The following is a 19,893-nucleotide window of genomic DNA, read 5'->3' on the forward strand; positions in this document are numbered from 1 at the left end:
ATCAACCTCAGACAAACATGCGCGATATCAGGTAAAACAGGCAGCAATACAGCGCGGTATTGAACAATGCAGGATGCCAGACAAAATCGTAGATCCCGGTGGGGACCAGCACCTTGCGCACCAGCCAGAAAATCGCCAGTGACAAAAGAAGCTCGAAAAATATCGGTGGGAACGACAAACCGAACACCACGATAACGGGAAACAGACTCATGTTGACCTTGATTAGAGAGAGTGCAGGCTTCAGACTTTTTTAGCGCACGCCACCGCAGGAGAGCAAGAAACGCCGGGCGAGAATGGCGCAGCCGTTATGTAATTAATAATATATTAACGTAACTGTTATGCTGTTATCTATAATATGTGATCTAAATCACTTTTAAGCCAGAGTTAACAATGGAACGTCTAAAACGGATGTCGGTCTTTGCCAAAGTGGTTGAACTTGGCTCTTTTACCGCCGCTGCACGTCAGCTTCAGATGAGCGTCTCTTCCATCAGCCAGACTGTGTCCAAACTGGAAGATGAGCTGCAGGTCAAGCTACTCAACCGCAGCACCCGCAGCATTGGGCTGACGGAAGCGGGTAAGATTTACTATCAGGGTTGTCGCCGCATGCTGCTCGAAGTGCAGGATGTGCACGAACAACTTTACGCCTTCAACAACACGCCTATCGGTACGCTGCGCATCGGTTGTTCTTCAACTATGGCACAAAATGTTCTCGCCGCCATGACCGCTGACATGCTGAAAGAGTACCCGGGATTAACCGTCAATCTGGTCACGGGCATTCCCGCCCCGGACCTGATTGCCGACGGGCTGGACGTGGTGATCCGCGTGGGGGCATTGCAGGACTCCAGCCTCTTCTCCCGGCGGCTGGGCAGTATGCCAATGGTGGTCTGCGCCTCGAAAAGCTATCTGGCTCAGTACGGGGTGCCGGAGAAACCCGCCGATCTCACCAACCACTCCTGGCTGGAGTACAGCGTTCGCCCCGACAATGAATTTGAGCTGATTGCCCCGGAAGGGATTTCCACCAGACTGCTGCCGGAAGGACGGTTCGTCACCAACGATCCGATGACCATCTCGCGCTGGCTGGTGGCCGGCGCCGGGATCGCGTATGTGCCGTTAATGTGGGTGATTAACGAGATCAACAGCGGTGTACTGGAGATCCTCTTCCCGCGCTATCAGTCCGATCCGCGTCCGGTGTACGCGTTGTACACCGAGAAAGACAAACTGCCGCTCAAGGTTCAGGTGTGCATAAACTATCTGACCGAGTATTTTGTGGACGTGGCGGAGCTGTTTCAGGGAATGCGCGAAAGACGAAAGGAATAACCTTTAATTTCCCAAAAGTATATTTGCAATGAATATTCCAGGATGATACAGACCGTCATTCAGGAATATTCCTTCACCCCTGTCAGGAATAGCGAATTGACACTGCCGCCATCTGCGCCTTACCTTATAAACAGTCTGACAGTCAGGCTGTTATTAATTTGTTACTGATATGAATAATAAAATGTATTTTTCAGGATGACCTTAAACAAGGAAAAGAAATGAATCTATTTGAACAAACACCGCCTTCACGCAGGCGCTATGGACTCGCCGCGTTTATTGGTTTGATTGCAGGGATTGTCTCCGCCTTCGTAAAATGGGGAGCAGAGGTGCCGCTTCCGCCACGAAGCCCTACCGATTTATTCACCAGCGCATGCGGACCGGAGCAATTAATAAGAGCCGCAGGTCAGATTGATTGTTCCCGCAATTTTTTAAATCCTCCTTATGTATTTTTACGCGACTGGCTGGGCATTGCTGACCCTAACGCCGCGGTTTATACCTTTGCCGGCCATATATTTAACGCGGTCGGCGTAACACATATTATTTTCTCTATCGTCTTTGCTGTAGGGTATTGTGTAGTTGCTGAAGTCTTCCCGAAAATTAAACTCTGGCAAGGTTTACTGGCGGGTGCGTTAGCGCAGCTTTTTGTTCACATGATCTCCTTCCCGCTGATGGGGCTGACACCCCCGCTGTTCGAACTGCCCTGGTACGAACACGTCTCAGAGATCGTGGGGCATTTGATCTGGTTCTGGTCGATTGAAATCATTCGTCGTGACCTTCGCAACCGCATCACGCACGAGCCCGACCCGGAGATCCCGCTGGGTAACGCACGTTAAAAAAAATGGCGCGACTTTTACAGTCGCGCCATTTTTTCAGATTGGTTCAGGTCAGGCGGTGCCGCCCACCGTCAGGTTATCCACTTTCAGCGTTGGCTGACCGACGCCAACCGGCAGGCTCTGGCCCTCTTTACCGCAAACACCAACGCCGTTATCCAGTTTCAGATCGTTACCGACCATGGAGATCTGCTGCATGGCTTCAATACCGGAGCCAATCAGGGTCGCCCCCTTCACCGCTTTGGTCACTTTGCCTTTCTCAATCAGATACGCTTCTGAAGTGGAGAAGACGAACTTACCGGAGGTGATATCTACCTGACCGCCACCAAAGTTTGGCGCGAAGATGCCGTAATCAACGGACTCGATGATCTCCTGCGGTGTGGATTTACCCGGCAACATGTAGGTGTTCGTCATACGCGGCATCGGCAGATGCGCGTAGGATTCACGACGGCCGTTGCCCGTTGGCGCAACGCCCATCAGACGCGCGTTGAGTTTGTCCTGCATGTAGCCTTTCAGGACGCCATTTTCAATCAGCACGTTGTACTGCCCGGGCGTACCTTCATCGTCGATTGAAATCGAGCCACGGCGATCCTGCATCGTGCCGTCATCAACCACGGTACAGAGTTCAGAAGAGACGCGTTGTCCCATCTGGCCGCTGAATACGGAGGTGCCGCGACGGTTAAAATCGCCTTCCAGACCGTGGCCCACCGCTTCGTGCAGCAGCACGCCAGGCCAGCCTGCGCCGAGTACCACCGGCAATGTACCGGCGGGTGCCGCCACGGCAGACAGGTTCACCAGCGCCATGCGCACGGCTTCTTTTGCCCACGCGTCAGCGCGTGCTTCACCGTCAACATCGCCCAGGAACCAGTCATAACCAAAACGACCGCCGCCACCGCTTGAACCGCGCTCACGCTTACCGTCGTCTTCAACCTGCACGCTGACAGAAAGACGTACCAGCGGACGCACATCCGCTGCCAGCGTGCCGTCTGTCGCCGCGACCAGGATCAGTTCATAGACACCGCTCAGGCTGGCAGAGACTTCCTGCACGCGTTTATCCGCAGCGCGTGCGACTTTATCCACGCGGCGCAGGATATCCAGTTTCTCTTCACGGCTCATGCTCTGCAGGGGATCGATACTGGTATAGAGCGCAGAGTGCTGCACTTCACCCAGCGTCTTCACGCGACCGTCACCGGTTTCGCGCACGATAGTCCGCGCAGCCAGCGCGCTCTGCTCCAGTGCGGCCAGGCTAATCTGGTCGGCATAAGCAAAACCGGTTTTCTCGCCGCTGACGGCACGTACACCGACACCCTGGTCAATGTTATAAGAGCCATCTTTAATGATGCTGTCTTCTAAAACCCAGGATTCGTGATAGCTCGACTGGAAATAGAGATCGCCGTAGTCGAGACGGCGTTCGGTCAGTTGACCAAGAATGGAGAACAGGTCCTGATGGCTCAGGCCGTTCGCTGCGAGCAAATGTTCACTTACCAGGTTCAGACTCATCGTATTGCTACTCGTTCGTTGCCGCCCGTGGCGGTATATAAATCGTATTTATTGAGAGTGAGGCAATTACCTGCCCACGTCAAATCATTGCTGTGCATCTTTGCGCGGCTGGCGCAGCACTTCATTAATCTGCGGTTTATCCACCGGCCCGGTGATGCGATAGCGCAGAATAGAGACTTTGCTCCACAGCGGCCCCAGCACTTTACTGGCGGCAAACACCGCCGCACCGACAATCGGGTTCACCACAAAAGCCGCCGCCACGCCGACGGTGGCAGAAATTTCAGGTGCCACCACCGCTTCCATATCCAGTTCGCGGCGCACGAGGTTGACCGAGCCTTTCATCGCAATATCCGCTTCCAGGCCGTCCACCAGCGTATCGTCGGTATGCAGCACCCCGTCTTTGATCCATGCCGTACTGCGGATGGAGTCGTAATAGAAACCTTCGCTGAAGGTATCGCTAAAGTCGAAACGCAGCTTACGCAGCAGGGCATCAAAGCTCAACAGACGCAGTATCTGGCCCGCATGGCCGGTACTCACATCGGCAATCTCACCCTTGCCAAAGCGGGTTTTCAGAATGCCGTTCAGCGAGGCTTCATCCGGCGTCCACGGTGCCGCACGCCAGTGGAGATCGTAATTCACGTCAAATGATGACCCCCGCAGCGGCGTGCTGATGCCAAAGAAGTTAGCCACGGAATCCAGTTTATTGCCCTTGATGTCGCCCTTCAAAGAGGTTCGCTGCTCGCCCGGGTTATTAACCCACTCCCCGGCGGCCCTCAGACGGCCAAAGCCGGTGTCGATAAGTCCGCCCGCAAGGCTCAGCGTATTCCCCTTAATGGCGAAATCGCCGTCAATACGGCCATACTTTTGACCCCAAAGCCAGCACTCAGCACAGCGTAGCTGGAGATCGGGCCAGCCGCTGAAGTCGATACGGGTTGGGTTATTCAACGGCGCCGTATTTGACGGACGATCTTTTCCGCTCGCGGTGGCCGGGTTGTAGTAAAGATAGCGAATCGCCGCCTGCCACGGCGCGTTGTCGCGCATGGTCAGCGTGCCATTGATCTCGCGGCCCTGGGCTTCGACTTTTGACCCGTTCGCCGTCGGCTGCGAAACAATGCTCAGGTTATTCCACTGCTGTCCACCCAGCATCAGCGACGGCGTACGAACAGTAATGCTCTGCGGGAACTGGGCAGCCTCATCAACGTTTTGGCCGACGCCCTTCTGGAACAGGGCCAGCCACTCGGCCCCGTCCATTGGCGGCAGATTAAGCTCAATGCCGGTGTGATCGGGCAGCGGCGGCGTGGTGCGGCTGTCCGTCGTCCAGATGGCTCTGTCGAGCGTGAGCTTACGGTTAAGCAGCCAGCGGCTGTTGAAATGGTTTTTCTCACCCGCACTGCCGGTCAGCGCGAAGCTGTTAAGATTGCCATCGACGTTAACCTTTATTGGCAGCGGTTGACCGGACGATTTATCCAGCGGTGCAGGCAACTGGCTCTGAATGTTTTTCAGATCGCCAGTGATATCAACTTTATAGCGCGCACCGGCGTGATAAGGCAGTTCAATTGCCACCTTGCCATTCCAGGAGACTGCACCATTAACGGACTCCTCGATCGGCTTCGGCAGAACATCCATGCGCGATGGCTGCCAGTTGCCGTCCAGGTTGACGGCTACCTGATAAGCTTTCTCGCCCTCGGTGGTCGAGAAATCAATATTCACAGGCTGATTAAACCAGCTGGCCGTGAGCGGCTCGCTCTTCAGATTACCGTTCTCAAAGCTAAACTGCCCGCTGAGGTTCTTCAGGGTGCTTTCAAGCGGCTTAATATACAGGCTGTTGTTATTGAGACGGACGTCGCCTTTGGCGGTGGTCATTTCACCGTCGAGCGGGATATCAAGATGTAAGCGAGCACTCACATCGCCATCCAGCTGCAGCTGCTGAAGGGTGGCTGCCAGTGACTCTTTCAGCGGTGTGTCTTCAAAATAGGGGCCGACCGCTTTCCCGGGGCCGTTAATGTCGGCATCAATCAAAAGCTTCTCTTTTGAGTAATCCGGAATGTTTGCCGTCAGGTTACTGGCCGTTACGCCGCCCAGCGCCACGTTGTCTGCCTTCATCCATAATCCGTCATTGATAAAATTAAGTTCAATGTCGAGATTTTTCAGCGCAGGCCAGCCCGGCTGGAAGGCGAAGGTAGCGTTGTGCAGCGGCACCAGCACCTGGAATTGACCTTCATTGTGCTTGTACGGGAAAAGATGTGGATTACCGCCGTAGACCAGGGTGGCATTATCCGCCTGACCGCCCTGGATCGCGCCGCTCAGATAGTCCACCAGCGCTTTGCCCATCAGGTTCTCGGGGAAGTAGCGCCAGGCCTGAGAACCGTCGTTAGTGCTGATCCCGGCCAGAATACCCAGCCACGGCTCTTCACCTTCAGGCTGCAGATAGCGGAAATCGCCACGCGCATGCACCGCTTTGGCTTTCACATCGATATGGCGCCCATCCAGCTGGAAGCCTTTATCGTTACGCAACCAGTTGAGCACCGCATTGCCTTGTTCAATTTCCAGCGGCGCACGGAAGACCGTTTCGTAAGGCATTCTGGCGTCATGCATATCGACCGTTAACCTGCCGTTCTCAACGCTCCCTTCCAGCTTACCGCTGAAGTTTTCCGCCCCCGGTAACATCTTCCACTGCTTCCAGGCCAGACCTTTCCATGCGGCCTGAAAACGGGTCTTTTCCGTGGCCTGAAGCGGGATATCCAGCGCCAGCGAATCTATCTTTCCGCTTGGCTGCGTTGCCAGCCAGATCTCCCCCAGATCCGGAGAGAGCTTGGCGGCCATCGAGCGCAGACCTTCTATTGCGGCCAGATCAAGGTTGCTGGCGCGAATACGCAGCTCGTCACTGCGTTTGCTGGTCGCCCCACCGACATCCTGTTCCGGCATCCAGGCCAGCGTCAGAGCCCCGCGCGGCCAGGGTTTGTTATCCATGGTGATGCGTGTGTCCGGAATGGCAAACTGCCAGCCCTCTTTCTCTTTCGTCACGTGCGCGGTGAGGTTATCGACCGAAAGTTGATGCTGCTGTTTTTCGCCCTTCCAGCTTGCGCCCCCCTGCTTAAGCCAGATATCGCCGCTGGCAAATACCCCTTTCGTCAGGGTCATCCAGCCTTCAAGGCTAAAACGGGCGGTTTCCAGCTGCATATTTTGCTGTAACCAGTCGCCGAGCCACGGCTTAACATCCACGTCGTCGGCCTGCAGCCATACCTTGCCGTTATTTAACAAACCGTCGTCGTCGCGCAGATCCATACGAACCTGCATCACGCCGTGCTGGCCGTTCAGGCTGGAGAGATTCACCTGTCCTTCCGCGCGATGGCGTTCTTTGCCGTTGAGCCAGGTCAGCTGTGGGATCGCCAGTTCAGCGCGCTGTCCGGAGAGGGTAATAAAGCTCACTTCGCTGTCGCGCAGATCGAAATGATCGAACTGACGCAGGAAGAGATCGCTGAAGCGGTTGGTTTCAAGGCTCTGATTGCTATCGCCGCCGGACAGCGGGGTATTGGTCAGAAACTGAAGCTGATAAAAGGTGAGATCGCGGAACTGCCAGCGAAAATGGAGCAGGCTTTGCCAGACATCCAGCGCCAGGGTGACGCGTTTGATTTTCAGATAGCCGCCATCTTTCAGGCTGGCATTGATATCCCGGACATCAAGCGTCGGACCAAAATTCTGCCAGCTGGCGCTTATCTGGCTCACGTCCACCGGGACACCGGTGGTGGATTCGATTTTTGCCAGCAGCTGCGGACGCCAGCTGTCCAGATGCGGTAAAACGAGGCGCAGCCCGCTCACGAGCAACGCGACAATCACGACCAGCGTTGCCCCTGTAAGCAATAAAATCCCCGGCAATCGCCTCACTCATCTCTCCTTGTCAGCTTTGGTCACGCGGCGTACCGCGTCTTACATCATCACGACGTCAAACTGCTCCTGGTTATAGAGCGGTTCGATTTGAACTTTTACCTGTTTGCCGACAAAGATTTCCACTTCCGCCAGCGCGTGCGACTCTTCGCCTTTCAGCGCTTCAGCCACCGCAGGGGAAGCATAGACCAGAAAACGATCGGAGTCGTAGGCATGATGAACGCGAACGATTTCACGCATGATCTCGTAGCAGACGGTCTCAACCGTCTTTACTGTGCCACGTCCGTGGCAGGTTGGGCATTCATTGCACAGCACGTGCTCCACGCTTTCGCGGGTACGCTTACGCGTCATTTCCACCAGCCCCAGCTGTGAGAAGCCGTTGATGCTGGTTTTCACGCGATCTTTACTCAGCGCCTGCTCCAGCGAGTGCAGCACACGACGGCGATGGTCTTCATTACTCATATCGATAAAGTCGATGATGATAATGCCACCCAGATTGCGCAGGCGAAGCTGGCGGGCGATGGCCTGCGTGGCTTCGATGTTGGTATTAAAGATGGTGTCATCCAGGTTGCGATGGCCGACAAACGCGCCGGTGTTGATATCCACCGTCGTCATCGCTTCGGTCTGATCGATGATCAGATAGCCGCCGGACTTCAGTTCAACCTTGCGTTCCAGCGCTCGCTGGATCTCATTTTCGACGTCATAGAGATCGAAGATAGGCTGACGCCCCGTGTAATGCTCCAGCAGGCCAGGCATTTCGGGAATGTATTCGGCGGTAAATTCCAGCAGTGCTTCATAGGTCAGGCGGGAATCCACGCGAATTCTGTCGAGCTGTGCATCGGCAAAATCACGCAGGACGCGCTGAGCAAGCGCCAGTTCGCCGTAAAGCTGGTAGCGGGTCTGGTTGCGTTTTTTACGCTCCATGACTTTGGTCCAGACGCGCTTGAGATAAGCCGCATCAGACGCCAGATCGTCTTCACTGATCCCTTCTGCGGCGGTACGGATGATAAACCCGCCCTGTTCATCGCAGTAAGCGCTGACCACTTTTTTAAGACGCTCGCGCTCGCTTTCGCTCTCAATGCGCTGCGAAACGCCCACGTGCGACGCGCCAGGCATAAAGACCAGATAACGGGAAGGCAAGGTAATGTCGGTCGTCAGACGGGCGCCTTTCGTGCCCAGCGGATCTTTGACGACCTGCACCATCAGATCCTGGCCCTGACGCACCAGTTCGGAGATATCGCGCACGGCAAACTGCTTTTGCTCTTCGCCCGCGACGCACTCGGTATGCGGCATAATGTCGGAGGCATGTAAAAATGCCGCCTTATCCAGTCCAATATCTACAAAAGCCGCCTGCATACCCGGTAGTACACGACTGACACGACCTTTGTAGATATTGCCTACTATTCCGCGCCGCGCTTCACGCTCAATATGAATTTCCTGAAGAATGCCACCATCAATATAGGCCACACGGGTTTCCGATGGCGTTACGTTTACCAACAATTCAGCCGTCATAATTATCCCTTCCCTCACGCAGTGAGTTAAAATTGCTCAGCAACTCATACGTTTCCACCAGCGGTAAGCCGACTACGGCGTGATAGCTGCCATTAATCTTCCTGACAAAACAGCCACCCAGCCCCTGAATACCGTATGCACCTGCCTTATCCATCGGTTCACCGCTGGTGATATAAGCGGCGATCTCGTCGTCGGTAAGCACTCTGAATGTCACGTCCGTTACCACCAGGCAATCCAGCACGTGCTGGCTGTCCGCCAGCGCGACGGCGGTCATTACCTGATGTGTTTGTCCGGACATTTTGCGCAGCATGCGCGCCGCATGTTCAGCGTCGTGCGGCTTCTCAAGCACTTCACCGTTAAGAATAACGATGGTATCTGCCCCCAGCACCGGCAAGTCACGCGGCGTTTGCGCCACGCCTGCCTGCGCTTTCTCACGCGCCAGTCGAGAAACGTACTGCTGGGCACTTTCGCCTTCAGCGCGTTTCTCTTCGATGCCCGTAACAATGCGTTCAAAGGAGACGCCCAGCTGAGTGAGCAACTCCTGACGACGCGGAGAACCAGAAGCAAGATATAGAGACGTCATAGAAACCTTTTATTGCACAGCAAACTGCTGGCGAACCTTACGCATCAGCAGGAACAGCCACGGCCAGAGCACACCGTTTACTACACTACTCCAGAACACTTCCGGTCGGAAAGAGACGTTGATCACTAAAAACTCTGCCCAGAAAACAACGATATCCGCAGCAAGCGACAACAACATCACCACCAGCGCCTGTTGCCAGAGCGCGAGGTTACGAAAGAGCTGGAATTTAAGTGCGACGAGGTACGCAATAATACTCATGGACAAGGCGCGCACGCCAAGCGTAGAGCCACTAATGAGATCCAGTATGGCACCCATCACAAAACCTGTGCCGACATTTACGCGGTGCGGCAGGGCAAGGATCCAGTAGAGCAAAATGAGCAATACCCAGTTTGGCCGGAAAACGAGAATGTCGTCCGGCCAGGGCATGATTTGCAGTAACAGCGCAATGAGAAATGAGAGCCAGATAACCCAGCGTCCCTGGCTACGATAACTTGCCACTACTGCCCTCCCGAGGAGAGTTTAGGCGGTGGCGGTGCATCCGGCAGCGGCTGCGTTAGCCCCGTAGCAGGGGCCGGTACTGGCGCAGGGGGGCCCATGGCATCCGGTGCCGGCAGAACCTGCGGCATCATTTGCATCAGGCGTTCATTCGCGACGCGATGAACATCTTCAGGCGTCATGGGGTTAGCACCATTGCGGTCGGCGCCCCACAGCAGCAGCAGGTAGCGAAGACGCTGTAAACCCGCGGTTGGACGCGCCTGAATCACGGTATAGGCACGCTGCGTATCAAGCTTCACCGAAGAGACAACCGCAACCGGATACCCTTCAGGGAAACGTCCACCCAGACCCGACGTCACCAGAACGTCGCCCACACGAATGTCCGTGTTAGCCGGCAGATGTTCCAGCTGGAGATCGTCGGTACACCCGTTACCGGCCGCGATGACGCGAATGTCATTACGCAGTACCTGAATCGGCAACGCATGCGTGGCATCGCAGATCAGCAGAACGCGGCTGGTCAGTTTGGCCACAGCAACAACCTGGCCTACAACGCCTTTATCACTGATAACAGGCTGACCTTCATACACACCGTTCACGCTTCCTTTGTCGATCACAACCTGATCGCTGTAAGGATCGTTGACGGTGGAGATCACCTGCGTCACCATCTTCTGCTCATCCTGACGCAGCGGCGAGCCAAGCAGCTCGCGCAGACGCGCGTTTTCCTGCTTATATTGTCCCAGCATCAGCAGCTCGCTGTTTTTCAACAGCAGTTCCTGACGTAATGCCCGGTTTTCGAGTTCGAGTTGGTCACGTGAAGACAACGTTTGAGAAACGGAGTCGAGCAACTCACGGGGACCATTTGAAATAAAGTAGAAAGGACTGACGGCGGTATCCATGTACGTTCTGATCTGACTGAACGTACCGAGGCGGCTATCGGCAATAATGACCCCAAGCGCAACCAGGACCGCCAGAATGAGGCGAAACTGTAGCGATGGGCCACGGCTAAAAATTGGCTTCATAGGCTATGCGTATTCTCGTGTCAGAGAGAAAGGGTAGCGATACGCTACCCTTTCACAATGACTACTCTTCGCTGAACAAGTCGCCGCCGTGCATGTCGATCATTTCCAGCGCCTTGCCACCACCACGGGCGACGCAAGTCAGTGGATCTTCTGCAACTACGACAGGAATACCTGTCTCTTCCATTAACAGGCGGTCGAGGTTACGCAGCAGCGCACCACCACCGGTCAGAACCATACCGCGCTCGGAGATATCAGACGCCAGTTCTGGTGGGCACTGTTCCAGGGCAACCATCACTGCGCTCACGATACCGGTCAGAGGTTCCTGCAGCGCTTCCAGAATTTCGTTGGAGTTCAGGGTAAAGCCGCGTGGAACACCTTCAGCCAGGTTACGGCCGCGAACTTCGATTTCACGCACTTCATCGCCCGGGTAAGCGGAACCGATTTCATGCTTGATACGCTCAGCGGTCGCTTCGCCGATCAGGGAACCGTAGTTACGACGCACATAATTAATGATGGCTTCGTCGAAACGATCGCCACCGATACGCACGGAAGAGGAGTACACCACGCCGTTCAGGGAGATAACGGCCACTTCAGTGGTACCACCACCGATATCCACCACCATAGAACCGGTCGCTTCAGAAACAGGCAGACCCGCACCGATTGCCGCCGCCATTGGCTCTTCAATCAGGAACACTTCACGCGCGCCTGCACCCTGGGCTGATTCACGGATTGCGCGACGTTCAACCTGGGTGGCGCCAACCGGCACACACACCAGAACACGCGGGCTTGGGCGCATGAAGCTGTTGCTGTGAACCTGCTTGATGAAGTGCTGAAGCATTTTTTCAGTCACGAAGAAGTCAGCGATAACGCCGTCTTTCATTGGGCGGATTGCGGCGATGTTGCCAGGGGTACGTCCCAGCATCTGCTTCGCGTCATGACCCACAGCGGCTACGCTTTTCGGCGAGCCGGCACGATCCTGACGAATGGCCACAACGGAAGGCTCATTCAATACGATGCCTTGTCCTTTAACGTAAATAAGGGTATTCGCGGTACCCAGGTCAATGGACAGGTCATTGGAAAACATGCCACGAAATTTTTTCAACATACTAAGGGATAATCCTGAAAGCTGGGGCGGAAAACAAAATCCGCTTACTTTACCAACCACACGCAGCAGCGACAAGGCGCAAAAATCATCTGCAGCGGTGAAAATTTGTGCAGTACGTATCCTGATGTTACAAATCTTTCCCTGATTCCCTCAGGGCTGAGTACACAGTAGCGTCCCTCACTGACATTTGTAACCCGCTAAAGGTCGTTCACTGGCTTTTTGCTCGTCATACTCAAAGCTACAGGCGCGATATTCTACGTGAAAACGGATTAAACGGCAGGTCAAACAGAGTATCTTTGCAAATATTTTTTCACATTGGTGTCAAGCGGCTGAGAGGAGGCAAAAAAATCCCCCTGACCGCCCGTCACACCGCGCTCTGTCAACATCTGCCATTCGCTTCTGGAGCGCACGCCCGTGGCAAAGACTTGTGTTCGCGTTCCCTTGCACGCTTCTACCAGACTCTGTACCAGCAGCTGGTTTTCTGTGCGCTTTTCAATGTTCCTTACCAGCCCCGGATGCAGCTTTAATAACTCCACATCCAGTTCCTTAATCCAGTTAGTACTGACCAGCGTTAAACCCGCCTGCGTGACCGCGACACGGGCACCTAGCGCATTAATCAACCGTACTACCGGACGTAACCGGCTGATGTGTTGACCCACATCCGCCTCAGCAAGTTCAAAAATAATGTGTTTGCGTTGCGATTTTTCGCATTGCATTAATGTATCACGCAACCAGCGCTGAAAACGCGGGCGAATTAACGACTCCACGGTAACCTGTAGCGCCAGGTTTTCTTCGGGCCAGAAGGATAAAAACGGCATGAGTCGGGTGATCTGCTGGCGGTCATACTCTTCAGAAAGCCCAAACTGCAGCACCATCGGTAAATATTCCGCGGAGATGACCTCTTCCGTACCGTCAAAAATACGGCACATCAGCTCACGGTGATGAACGTTCCCGTTTTTCATCACCGCCGGTTTTTGATAAATGCGCGGCCCGCCGCGGCTGAGCATTTGCTCTATCAACGTTCGCCAGCGCACATTGCCGCGCCCTTTTTCCGGTAACGAATCGTCATACACAGCCCAGCCGTTAGCGCCCTGCAACACGGCGTTGCGGGTTGCCGCTTCAGCATGTTCCATCACCTGTTCCGTCGACTGGCCGCCGCGCCAGGCACAGATGCCCATATGAACCATATCGTCCCTGTCGAGCATTTTGCTCTGCGGCAGCGCATCCACCGCTTTCAGCAGCTGGCTGGCGATGCTTTCTGACTCTTTCAGCGTACGGTGAGGCAGCAGCACGGCAAAGTCGCTGCGGTGATAACGGGCCAGCAGCGCCCCCGGATAACGCATAATAAAGGTGGAGAGCAGGTTGATCAGCGTAAAGAGATTCTCTTCCGCCACGCGCTGTCCCCAGGTGTCGCGCAGCAGATCGAAATCAGGCAGGCGAATCATCATGACAACACCGTGCGTCCCGACTTTTTCCGGATCGTCCAGTAACGTGGCCAGTTGATTATCAAAGAAAAGACGGTTATTCAGCCCGGTTTTATTATCATGCGCAGCGTAAGAGCGGATCAGTGTGTCCATACGGCTGCGCTGATCGCTGGCGAACTGAATTTCTGAGAGCAGCGTATCCAGCGCACTGCTGGCACGCGCAGGCCATTCATGGATCGAGCCACGCACCTGCGGGCCGCGTTCACCGTTCAGTATACGCACGGAGCGCATCTCCAGCAGTTCCTGACCAGAGAGCTGACGGCGCAGCCAGCGAACCGCGAGAAAAATCAGCAGGACAATAAACGCGACGGCGACGGTGAGCGGCGCGGTGGTCATCATCGAGCGGAAGTAGCTGGCCATTGGATCGAGGTAGACCATGTTTATGGTCATGCCCGGGTTTTTAAGGGAGTGCACCGTCACTTCCCGGTACTGGCTTACCACGCCCGCAGGCCGATAGCTGTCCTGCCGGGCATGGCTTAAAACATTATGCTTTCCCTGCAGAATGTCGATTTGGACAATATCGACAGGCACCATCAACTCATCCAGCTCGCGGGACAGCGCCGGCAGCGGGGTGGTGAGGAGACGATTATCAATCACCGACGCGACAGACTGCACCCGATTAACCAGCTTGTCCTGAATGGCGTTATAAAAGCTCAGAGAACAGCCAAGGAGCGTGACAAAAATGGTCAGCCCCGTCAGTAAGGTGATAAAAGCCGAGAACTTCGTCGTTAATCGCATCCTTGAGATAACTCCGTGGGTTGTGGGGGTAGCGAGTAAGCGCTAACTTGCATTTCAAATGCGGCATACTATCAAACCTGGCGTATCTGGCAATTTATTGCGTTAAATCGGCATTGCTTTTCCCTGAGGGAGTATAGTCTTCAGGAGCTATTTTCCAATCATCTGAGTCGTGAGGACCCTGTATGCAGGCTTTGATTTTAGAACAGCAGGACGGCAAAACGCTTGCCTCGGTGCAGGCCGTTGAAGAGAGCCGACTGCCGGCAGGCGAAGTGACCGTCGACATCGACTGGTCCAGTTTAAATTATAAAGATGCGCTGGCTATTACCGGGAAGGGTAAAATCATCCGAAATTTCCCTATGGTGCCAGGTATCGATTTTGCGGGCCGGGTTCATGCGAGCGAAGATCCGCGCTTCCATGCCGGCCAGCAGGTGCTGCTCACGGGCTGGGGCGTGGGCGAAAATCACTGGGGCGGGCTGGCGACACAGGCGCGCGTGAAAGGCGACTGGCTGGTGCCGATGCCACAAGGCCTGGATGGTCGTAAAGCGATGATCATCGGTACCGCAGGCTTTACCGCCATGCTGTGCGTGATGGCGCTGGAAGATGCCGGTATTCGCCCTGAATCGGGTGAGATCGTCGTGACCGGTGCCAGCGGTGGTGTGGGCAGCACGGCGGTAACATTGCTGCACAAACTGGGTTACCAGGTTGCGGCAGTTTCCGGGCGCGAGAGCACCCACGCGTACCTGCGTCAGCTCGGCGCTAATCGCATCCTGAGCCGCGACGAGTTTGCCGAAACCCGTCCACTGGAAAAACAGCTCTGGGCAGGTGCGGTAGATACCGTCGGTGACAAAGTGCTGGCAAAAGTGCTGGCGCAGATGAACTACGGCGGCTGCGTGGCAGCCTGTGGTCTGGCGGGCGGTTTTGCCCTGCCCACCACCGTGATGCCCTTTATTCTGCGTAACGTTCGCCTGCAGGGTGTTGATTCCGTGATGACCCCGGCGGCGCGCCGCATTGCGGCCTGGGAACGTCTGCAGCGCGATTTGCCGGACACGTTCTTTACTCAGAGCGCAACCGAAATCACGCTTAGCCAGGCGCCTGAATATGCCAGCAAGATCATGGACAACCAGTTCCACGGCCGCGCGCTGGTGAAAATTGCCTAATCTTCAAATTTTCGTGACATATTCGCGCTAATCCCTCTCCTCCGTCATGCTTAGAAAAACGCATGACGGAGGATGCCATGAAAACCCGAAAACTGACGGAAGCCGACGTAACGTCGGAATCTGTCTTTATGTTACAGCGCCGCCAGATCCTGAAAATGCTTAGCATCAGCGCCACCGCACTGACGCTTTCCCCTGTGGCTCATGCCGACTTGCTCGACTGGTTTAAAGGTAACGATCGCCCGAAAGCCCCTTCTGGCGCCCCACTCACCTTTACGAAACCCGCTCAGTGGCAAAACACACTGACGCTGACGCCGGAAGACAAAGTGACCGGCTATAACAATTTCTACGAATTTGGTCTCGATAAGGCCGATCCTGCGGCCAACGCGGGGAGTATGAAAACCGATCCGTGGACGCTGAAAATCGACGGTGAAGTGGCAAAACCGCTGACGCTGGACCATCACGATCTCACCACCCGTTTTCCACTGGAAGAGCGTATCTACCGCATGCGCTGCGTGGAAGCCTGGTCGATGGTCGTGCCCTGGGTAGGCTTCCCGCTGCATAAACTGCTGGCGATGGTTGAACCCACCAGCAACGCAAAATATGTCTCTTTCCAGACGCGCTACGCCCCGGACGAGATGCCGGGCCAGAAAGATCGGTTTATCGGCGGTGGGCTTGCGTATCCGTATGTCGAAGGGTTACGGCTCGACGAAGCGATGCATCCTCTTACGCTGCTGACCGTCGGTGTTTACGGCAAAGCACTCCCGCCGCAGAACGGCGCGCCTGTTCGCTTAACGGTGCCGTGGAAGTACGGTTTTAAAGGGATTAAATCTATCGTCAGCATTAAGCTCACCCGCGAACGTCCCCCCACGACCTGGAACTTGGCGGCGCCCGACGAATATGGCTTTTTTGCCAATGTGAACCCGCACGTCGATCATCCCCGCTGGTCGCAGGCCACCGAGCGATTTATCGGTTCCGGCGGCGCGCTGGATGTGAAGCGTCAGCCAACACTGCTGTTTAACGGCTACGCTGATGAAGTGGCGTCGCTTTACCGTGGCCTTAATTTACGGGAGAACTTCTGAGTGCGTTTAACGGCAAAACAGATAACCTGGCTGAAAGTGCTGTTGCACTTAGCCGGGTTGCTTCCTTTTATCTGGTTATTCTGGGCCGCCAGCCAGGGGCTTTTTAGCGCTGATCCGGCAAAGGATATCCAGCACTTTACCGGTCGGATGGCTCTGAAATTTTTACTGGCGACCTTGCTGGTGTCACCGTTAGCGCGCTACGCTAAACAGCCATTATTGATACGCACCCGCCGGCTTTTGGGACTATGGTGTTTTGCCTGGGCGACGCTCCATTTGACCAGCTACGCCTTGCTGGAACTGGGCATTAACAACCTGGCACTGCTGGGCCGCGAACTGGTCACCCGTCCGTACCTGACGTTAGGTATCGTGAGCTGGCTGGTGTTACTGGCATTAGCACTGACATCAACGCAATATGCACAACGTACATTGGGCAGGCGCTGGCAACTGCTGCACAACTTCGTCTATCTTGTCGCGATCCTCGCACCCATCCATTATCTGTGGTCGGTGAAGATCCTCTCCCCGCAGCCCATACTCTACGCGCTGCTGGCTGTGGCGCTTTTAGCATGGCGTTACAAGAAGTTCCGTCAGTGGTTGCGATAATTCGCGAAACTGTGCGTTTTCCCGCAGAATCCCTGTCAACCGCGAATCTTTTTCGGATAGCGGTTGATAATCTTCCCTGATAAGACCAGTATTTAGCTGCCAAATGCTACGAAATCGTTATAATGTGCGACTTTGGTTTACCCGACAGCGGTTTTAGGCCTCTGAAAAGGTGACAATCGTGCTTCGAAGGTATATTTTGTTTTTTACCGGAGAATCGCAGGAGATAGCGGCACAATGGCTGATAAGTTCCATATCTTAGTTTTAAACGGACCGAACCTGAACATGCTCGGCACCCGCGAGCCAGAGAAGTACGGCTCGCTAACATTGAGTGAAATTGTTAACCGTCTGAGCACGGAAGCAACGTCGCTGAATGTGGATTTGGATCATTTTCAGTCGAACGCGGAGTACGCAATCATCGACCGTATTCATCAGGCTAAAGACACTGTGGACTATATCCTGATCAATCCGGCCGCGTTTACGCACACCAGTGTTGCTATTCGCGACGCACTGCTCGCAGTGAGTATCCCGTTTATCGAGATCCACCTGAGCAACGTGCACGCCCGAGAGCCGTTCCGCCATCATTCCTATCTATCAGATATCGCCGCTGGCGTTATTTGCGGACTGGGCGCTGACGGCTATTCATACGCTTTACAGACAGCGGTAAAACGCTTGTCACAATCACACTAAACAAGAGTACGGAACCCACTCATGGATATTCGTAAGATTAAAAAACTGATCGAGCTGGTTGAAGAATCAGGCATCTCCGAACTGGAAATTTCTGAAGGCGAAGAGTCTGTACGCATCAGCCGTGCAGCCCCAGCCGCTAGCTTCCCGGTAATGCAGCAGGCTTATGCTGCGCCAGTGCAGCAGCCTGCGCTTTCCGCAGCCGTTGCACCAGCAGCTGAAGCCGCACCTGCCGCTGCAGCAGAAATCAGTGGTCACATCGTACGTTCCCCAATGGTTGGTACTTTCTACCGCACCCCGAGCCCGGACGCGAAAGCGTTCATCGAAGTGGGTCAGAAAGTCAACGCAGGCGATACCCTGTGCATCGTTGAAGCGATGAAAATGATGAACCAGATCGAAGCAGACAAATCAGGCACTGTGAAAGCGATTCTGGTCGAAAGTGGTCAGCCGGTTGAATTTGACGAGCCGCTGGTCGTCATCGAGTAACGAGGCGAACATGCTGGATAAAATTGTTATCGCCAACCGCGGCGAGATTGCACTGCGTATTCTTCGTGCCTGTAAAGAACTGGGCATCAAGACCGTCGCTGTGCACTCAAGCGCGGATCGCGATTTAAAACACGTATTGCTGGCGGATGAGACGGTCTGTATTGGCCCGGCTCCGTCCGTAAAAAGCTATCTGAACATCCCGGCTATCATCAGCGCCGCTGAAATCACCGGCGCGGTGGCAATTCATCCGGGTTATGGCTTCCTCTCTGAGAACGCCAACTTTGCTGAGCAGGTTGAGCGCTCTGGCTTTATCTTCATCGGCCCGAAAGCTGACACTATCCGCCTGATGGGCGACAAAGTGTCCGCAATCACCGCGATGAAAAAAGCCGGTGTTCCAACCGTACCGGGCTCTGACGGTCCTCTGACCGACGACATGGATGCTAACCGTGCTCATGCGAAACGCATTGGCTATCCGGTTATCATCAAGGCGTCCGGTGGCGGCGGCGGTCGCGGTATGCGCGTTGTGCGTAGCGATGCTGAACTGGCCCAGTCCATCTCCATGACCAAAGCGGAAGCGAAAGCAGCTTTCAGCAATGACATGGTGTACATGGAAAAATACCTGGAAAACCCACGCCACATCGAAATTCAGGTGCTGGCTGACGGTCAGGGTAACGCTATCTATCTGGCAGAACGTGACTGCTCCATGCAGCGTCGTCACCAGAAAGTGGTTGAAGAAGCGCCAGCACCGGGCATTACGCCGGAACTGCGTCGCTACATCGGCGAGCGTTGTGCTAAAGCCTGTGTCGATATCGGCTATCGCGGTGCGGGTACTTTCGAGTTCCTGTTCGAAAACGGCGAGTTCTACTTCATTGAGATGAACACCCGTATTCAGGTAGAACACCCGGTTACCGAAATGATTACCGGCGTTGACCTGATCAAAGAACAGCTGCGTATCGCTGCGGGTCAGCCTCTGTCCATCAAACAGGAAGAAGTTGTGGTCAAAGGCCATGCGGTGGAATGCCGTATCAACGCCGAAGACCCGAATACCTTCCTGCCAAGCCCGGGTAAAATCACGCGTTTCCACGCGCCGGGTGGCTTTGGTGTGCGTTGGGAGTCTCATATCTACGCGGGTTACACCGTACCGCCGTACTATGACTCCATGATCGGTAAGCTTATCTGCTACGGCGAAAACCGTGACGTGGCAATTGCCCGCATGAAGAACGCCCTGCAGGAGCTGATCATCGACGGTATCAAAACCAACGTTGAACTGCAGATGCGTATCATGAGCGACGAGCACTTCCAGAATGGTGGGACTAACATCCACTATCTGGAGAAAAAACTCGGTCTGCAAGAGAAGTAATCGCGCAGTCACGCCAAAAAGGCCGGATAATCCGGCCTTTTTTTATTTCTGGGGATCGG

At 54.8% G+C, this 19,893-nt stretch carries 17 protein-coding genes; 8 read left to right on the top strand and 9 right to left on the bottom strand.

Annotated features, from left to right (window positions below):
- Positions 1-7: 7 nt before the first annotated feature.
- On the bottom strand, positions 8-211 hold the full coding sequence (gene aaeX, locus QMG44_RS21280) for a p-hydroxybenzoic acid efflux pump operon protein AaeX (RefSeq protein WP_003860416.1): 204 nt from the start codon (positions 209-211) through the stop codon (positions 8-10).
- A gap of 179 nt (positions 212-390) precedes the next feature.
- Here aaeX and aaeR point away from each other — a divergent pair, with 179 nt between their 5' ends.
- A complete protein-coding gene (gene aaeR, locus QMG44_RS21285; protein WP_014171854.1) occupies positions 391-1,317 on the top strand; it encodes an HTH-type transcriptional activator AaeR in 927 nt (308 codons plus the stop codon).
- 218 nt (positions 1,318-1,535) lie between these two features.
- Entirely contained in the window at positions 1,536-2,150 is a 615-nt protein-coding gene (locus tag QMG44_RS21290; RefSeq protein ID WP_032680184.1) for a YagU family protein, read from the top strand.
- Between the two features lie 51 nt (positions 2,151-2,201).
- Here the strand turns inward: QMG44_RS21290 and tldD are convergent, their stop codons facing one another.
- The 8 genes from tldD to csrD all read right to left on the bottom strand — a co-directional run bounded on the left by tldD (position 2,202) and on the right by csrD (position 14,468).
- Positions 2,202-3,647 (bottom strand): metalloprotease TldD, encoded by a 1,446-nt coding sequence (gene tldD, locus QMG44_RS21295; RefSeq protein WP_014171856.1) that lies wholly within the window; start codon positions 3,645-3,647, stop codon positions 2,202-2,204.
- Positions 3,648-3,731: 84 nt separating this feature from the next.
- Positions 3,732-7,532: an AsmA2 domain-containing protein YhdP gene (gene yhdP, locus QMG44_RS21300; protein WP_049021931.1), complete on the bottom strand. Its 3,801-nt coding sequence runs from the start codon at positions 7,530-7,532 to the stop codon at positions 3,732-3,734.
- 42 nt (positions 7,533-7,574) lie between these two features.
- Complete coding sequence (rng, locus tag QMG44_RS21305; protein ID WP_014885432.1) at positions 7,575-9,044, bottom strand: ribonuclease G; 1,470 nt, start codon at positions 9,042-9,044, stop codon at positions 7,575-7,577.
- Positions 9,034-9,627, bottom strand: a complete 594-nt coding sequence (locus tag QMG44_RS21310) for a nucleoside triphosphate pyrophosphatase (RefSeq protein ID WP_014171859.1) — start codon at positions 9,625-9,627, stop codon at positions 9,034-9,036. The genes rng and QMG44_RS21310 overlap by 11 nt, the downstream gene beginning before the upstream one ends.
- A gap of 9 nt (positions 9,628-9,636) precedes the next feature.
- A complete protein-coding gene (gene mreD / locus QMG44_RS21315; protein WP_014071997.1) occupies positions 9,637-10,125 on the bottom strand; it encodes a rod shape-determining protein MreD in 489 nt (162 codons plus the stop codon).
- Positions 10,125-11,141, bottom strand: a complete 1,017-nt coding sequence (gene mreC / locus QMG44_RS21320; protein ID WP_014171860.1) for a rod shape-determining protein MreC — start codon at positions 11,139-11,141, stop codon at positions 10,125-10,127. Before mreC ends, mreD begins: the two co-directional genes overlap by 1 nt.
- A 61-nt stretch (positions 11,142-11,202) precedes the next feature.
- A complete protein-coding gene (gene mreB, locus QMG44_RS21325; protein ID WP_000913396.1) occupies positions 11,203-12,246 on the bottom strand; it encodes a rod shape-determining protein MreB in 1,044 nt (347 codons plus the stop codon).
- A gap of 281 nt (positions 12,247-12,527) precedes the next feature.
- Positions 12,528-14,468 (bottom strand): RNase E specificity factor CsrD, encoded by a 1,941-nt coding sequence (csrD, locus tag QMG44_RS21330; RefSeq protein ID WP_086532056.1) that lies wholly within the window; start codon positions 14,466-14,468, stop codon positions 12,528-12,530.
- A gap of 182 nt (positions 14,469-14,650) precedes the next feature.
- On the opposite strand from csrD, the gene QMG44_RS21335 reads away from it, so the two are divergent.
- The 6 genes from QMG44_RS21335 (at position 14,651) to accC (ending at position 19,834) form a co-directional block, all read left to right on the top strand.
- A complete protein-coding gene (locus tag QMG44_RS21335) occupies positions 14,651-15,625 on the top strand; it encodes an MDR family oxidoreductase (protein ID WP_020883505.1) in 975 nt (324 codons plus the stop codon).
- A 77-nt stretch (positions 15,626-15,702) separates the two neighbouring features.
- Positions 15,703-16,704 carry a protein-methionine-sulfoxide reductase catalytic subunit MsrP gene (gene msrP, locus QMG44_RS21340; RefSeq protein ID WP_281853270.1) on the top strand — a complete coding sequence of 334 codons (1,002 nt, stop codon included), beginning with the start codon at positions 15,703-15,705 and terminating at the stop codon, positions 16,702-16,704.
- Positions 16,705-17,304: a protein-methionine-sulfoxide reductase heme-binding subunit MsrQ gene (gene msrQ, locus QMG44_RS21345; protein WP_014171864.1), complete on the top strand. Its 600-nt coding sequence runs from the start codon at positions 16,705-16,707 to the stop codon at positions 17,302-17,304.
- 234 nt (positions 17,305-17,538) lie between these two features.
- A complete protein-coding gene (gene aroQ, locus QMG44_RS21350; protein ID WP_014171865.1) occupies positions 17,539-17,991 on the top strand; it encodes a type II 3-dehydroquinate dehydratase in 453 nt (150 codons plus the stop codon).
- Between the two features lie 21 nt (positions 17,992-18,012).
- Positions 18,013-18,474 (top strand): acetyl-CoA carboxylase biotin carboxyl carrier protein, encoded by a 462-nt coding sequence (accB, locus tag QMG44_RS21355; RefSeq protein ID WP_014171866.1) that lies wholly within the window; start codon positions 18,013-18,015, stop codon positions 18,472-18,474.
- A gap of 10 nt (positions 18,475-18,484) precedes the next feature.
- A complete protein-coding gene (accC, locus tag QMG44_RS21360; RefSeq protein WP_020883502.1) occupies positions 18,485-19,834 on the top strand; it encodes an acetyl-CoA carboxylase biotin carboxylase subunit in 1,350 nt (449 codons plus the stop codon).
- Positions 19,835-19,893: the final 59 nt, after the last annotated feature.

Origin of the sequence: Enterobacter sp. 200527-13 (assembly GCF_027924865.1) — a bacterium.
GTDB classification, from domain to species: domain Bacteria; phylum Pseudomonadota; class Gammaproteobacteria; order Enterobacterales; family Enterobacteriaceae; genus Enterobacter; species Enterobacter ludwigii.

What these genes read in the sequence shown, in the direction of transcription:
- aaeX (WP_003860416.1), bottom strand. Translation starts at nt 211, where the DNA reads ATGAGTCTGTTTCCCGTTATCGTGGTGTTCGGTTTGTCGTTCCCACCG.
- aaeR (WP_014171854.1), top strand. Translation starts at nt 391, where the DNA reads ATGGAACGTCTAAAACGGATGTCGGTCTTTGCCAAAGTGGTTGAACTT.
- QMG44_RS21290 (WP_032680184.1), top strand. Translation starts at nt 1,536, where the DNA reads ATGAATCTATTTGAACAAACACCGCCTTCACGCAGGCGCTATGGACTC.
- tldD (WP_014171856.1), bottom strand. Translation starts at nt 3,647, where the DNA reads ATGAGTCTGAACCTGGTAAGTGAACATTTGCTCGCAGCGAACGGCCTG.
- rng (WP_014885432.1), bottom strand. Translation starts at nt 9,044, where the DNA reads ATGACGGCTGAATTGTTGGTAAACGTAACGCCATCGGAAACCCGTGTG.
- QMG44_RS21310 (WP_014171859.1), bottom strand. Translation starts at nt 9,627, where the DNA reads ATGACGTCTCTATATCTTGCTTCTGGTTCTCCGCGTCGTCAGGAGTTG.
- mreC (WP_014171860.1), bottom strand. Translation starts at nt 11,141, where the DNA reads ATGAAGCCAATTTTTAGCCGTGGCCCATCGCTACAGTTTCGCCTCATT.
- mreB (WP_000913396.1), bottom strand. Translation starts at nt 12,246, where the DNA reads ATGTTGAAAAAATTTCGTGGCATGTTTTCCAATGACCTGTCCATTGAC.
- csrD (WP_086532056.1), bottom strand. Translation starts at nt 14,468, where the DNA reads ATGCGATTAACGACGAAGTTCTCGGCTTTTATCACCTTACTGACGGGG.
- QMG44_RS21335 (WP_020883505.1), top strand. Translation starts at nt 14,651, where the DNA reads ATGCAGGCTTTGATTTTAGAACAGCAGGACGGCAAAACGCTTGCCTCG.
- msrP (WP_281853270.1), top strand. Translation starts at nt 15,703, where the DNA reads ATGAAAACCCGAAAACTGACGGAAGCCGACGTAACGTCGGAATCTGTC.
- aroQ (WP_014171865.1), top strand. Translation starts at nt 17,539, where the DNA reads ATGGCTGATAAGTTCCATATCTTAGTTTTAAACGGACCGAACCTGAAC.
- accB (WP_014171866.1), top strand. Translation starts at nt 18,013, where the DNA reads ATGGATATTCGTAAGATTAAAAAACTGATCGAGCTGGTTGAAGAATCA.
- accC (WP_020883502.1), top strand. Translation starts at nt 18,485, where the DNA reads ATGCTGGATAAAATTGTTATCGCCAACCGCGGCGAGATTGCACTGCGT.